1 tRNA gene and 2 rRNA genes (1 of these 3 running past the window's edge) are annotated in these 3,114 nt (G+C 53.1%); all 3 read left to right on the forward strand.

The features are described from left to right. Positions 1 to 2,690, forward strand: a 23S ribosomal RNA gene (locus tag DXK21_RS16115) (it extends 96 nt beyond the left edge of the window). A 126-nt stretch (positions 2,691 to 2,816) separates the two neighbouring features. Next, a 5S ribosomal RNA gene (gene rrf, locus DXK21_RS16120) occupies positions 2,817 to 2,931 on the forward strand. A 106-nt stretch (positions 2,932 to 3,037) separates the two neighbouring features. Then, positions 3,038 to 3,114: transfer RNA gene (locus DXK21_RS16125), tRNA-Met, on the forward strand.

Here is a 3,114-nt window from a genome sequence, read left to right on the forward strand (position 1 = left end):
CTTTGATCCGGCTATTTCCGAATGGGGAAACCCACCTTTACAGTCTTCCAACTTTGCCTTCCCTCGGGAGGGTAAGGATTGGCAGGTTGTTTAAAGGTATAATGAGCTGAATACATAGGCTTCATTAAGCGAACCCGGTGAACTGAAACATCTCAGTAACCGGAGGAAAGGACATCAACCGAGACTCCCGTAGTAGTGGCGAGCGAACCGGGACCAGGCCAGTGCTCTTGTGACATAAAGGCGAACAAGCTGGAAAGCTTGGCCATAGCGGGTGACAGCCCCGTAGCCGTCAAACAGCAAGAGACTCGAGTAGGGCGGGACACGTGAAATCCTGTCTGAACATGGGGGGACCACCCTCCAAGCCTAAGTACTCCTCTACGACCGATAGTGAACAAGTACCGTGAGGGAAAGGTGAAAAGCACCCCGACAAGGGGAGTGAAACAGATCCTGAAATCGGAAGCCTACAAGCAGTCGGAGCCCCCAAGCGGGGTGACGGCGTACCTTTTGTATAATGGGTCAGCGACTTCATGTGTCGAGCAAGCTTAAGCCGTTAGGTGTAGGCGTAGCGAAAGCGAGTCTGAATAGGGCGCTAAGTTCGACGTATGACGACCCGAAACTAGGTGATCTATCCATGAGCAGGTTGAAGGTTAGGTAACACTAACTGGAGGACCGAACCCGTGAATGTTGAAAAATTCTGGGATGACTTGTGGATAGGGGTGAAAGGCCAATCAAACCTAGACATAGCTGGTTCTCCGCGAAATCTATTTAGGTAGAGCGTCCGACGAATTCCTTGGGGGGTAGAGCACTGGATGGTTGCGGGCTGCGCGAGCGGTACCAATACTAACCAAACTCCGAATACCCAAGAGAACTATCGGGCAGACACACGGCGGGTGCTAACGTCCGTCGTGAAAAGGGAAACAACCCTAACCATCATCTAAGGTCCCCAAGTCATGGCTAAGTGGGAAACGATGTGGGATTGCTTTGACAATCAGGAGGTTGGCTTAGAAGCAGCCATCCTTTAAAGAAAGCGTAACAGCTCACTGATCAAGCGATCCTGCGCGGAAAATGTAACGGGGCTAAAGCCATGCACCGAAGATATGGGTTTGCAGTTTACTGCAAGCGGTAGCGGAGCGTTCCGTAAGCCTGTGAAGGTCAACCGTGAGGTTGGCTGGAGGTATCGGAAGTGAGAATGCTGACATGAGTAACGATAAACAGTGTGAGAAACACTGTCGCCGAAAGACCAAGGGTTCCTGCGTAAAGCTAATCTGCGCAGGGTTAGTCGGCCCCTAAGGCGAGGCTGAAAAGCGTAGTCGATGGGAAGCAGGTAAATATTCCTGCACCAGCTGGAAGTGACGGATGGCATAACTTGTAAGGGCTTATTGGATTGTCCTTGCAGGGGCGTTGTCCCTGGAAATAACTCCAGCAGAGACCGTACCCGAAACCGACACAGGTGGTCAGGTAGAGCATACCAAGGCGCTTGAGAGAACTGTGCTGAAGGAACTCGGCAAATTGCACGCGTAACTTCGGAATAAGCGTGACTCACCCCAGGCAACTGGGAATGAGTGGCACAAGCCAGGGGGTAGCGACTGTTTAGCAAAAACACAGGGCTCTGCGAAGCAGCAATGCGACGTATAGGGTCTGACGCCTGCCCGGTGCCTGAAGGTTAAAGGGAGGAGTGAAAGCTCCGAACTGAAGCCCAGGTAAACGGCGGCCGTAACTATAACGGTCCTAAGGTAGCGAAATTCCTTGTCGGGTAAGTTCCGACCTGCACGAATGGCGTAACGACTTCCCCACTGTCTCCAGCACAGGCTCAGTGAAATTGAATTCCCCGTGAAGATGCGGGGTTCCCGCGGTCAGACGGAAAGACCCTATGAACCTTTACTATAGCTTCGCCTTGGCGTTAGCGACCGTATGTGTAGGATAGGTGGGAGGCTATGAAACCGGGGCGCCAGCTCTGGTGGAGCCATCCTTGAAATACCACCCTTACTGTCGTTGACGTCTAACCGAGATCCGTTATCCGGATCCGGGACATGGCGTGGTGGGTAGTTTGACTGGGGCGGTCGCCTCCTAAAGTGTAACGGAGGCGCGCGATGGTGGGCTCAGACCGGTCGGAAATCGGTCGTCGAGTGCAATGGCATAAGCCCGCCTGACTGCGAGACTGACAAGTCGAGCAGAGACGAAAGTCGGCCATAGTGATCCGGTGGTCCCGAGTGGAAGGGCCATCGCTCAACGGATAAAAGGTACTCTAGGGATAACAGGCTGATTTTGCCCAAGAGTCCATATCGACGGCAAAGTTTGGCACCTCGATGTCGGCTCATCACATCCTGGGGCTGGAGCAGGTCCCAAGGGTATGGCTGTTCGCCATTTAAAGTGGTACGTGAGCTGGGTTCAGAACGTCGTGAGACAGTTTGGTCCCTATCTGCCGTGGGTGTTCGAAGCTTGAGAGGATCTGTCCCTAGTACGAGAGGACCGGGATGGACATACCTCTGGTGGACCTGTCGTGGCGCCAGCCGCGCAGCAGGGTAGCTAAGTATGGAATAGATAACCGCTGAAAGCATCTAAGCGGGAAACTAACCTCAAAACAAGGCTTCGCTGAGGATCGTGGAAGACTACCACGTTGATAGGCCAGGTGTGGAAGTGCGGCGACGCATGAAGCTTACTGGTACTAATAATCCGATCGGCTTGATCGTTTCTCAGCAAAACTCATTCGGTTTTACTTGCCGATATACAAAACGCGACGATGTCTTCTCATTATATTCGGGCTAACGTGCATTCGCACTTCTTGAGCCCGGATGCTTTTTTATGTGTTCGGTTGACCCCGTGGCTATGTCGGAGGTTCCACACCCGATCCCATTCCGAACTCGGTCGTTAAGCCCTCCAGAGCCAATGGTACTTCGTCTCAAGGCGCGGGAGAGTAGGTCGCCGCGGGGTCTACCGAACACATAAATCAGTCTTCTCATTATTCTTGTCCTAACGCGCATTCGCGCTGCTTGAGGACGAAGATCGAACCTTATTCTTCCTTCGCACACCACCTTGCCGCGGGATGGAGCAGCCCGGTAGCTCGTCAGGCTCATAACCTGAAGGTCGCAGGTTCAAATCCTGCTCCCGCACCCA

The sequence above is a fragment of the Brevundimonas bullata genome (assembly GCF_003350205.1).
GTDB lineage: Bacteria > Pseudomonadota > Alphaproteobacteria > Caulobacterales > Caulobacteraceae > Brevundimonas > Brevundimonas bullata.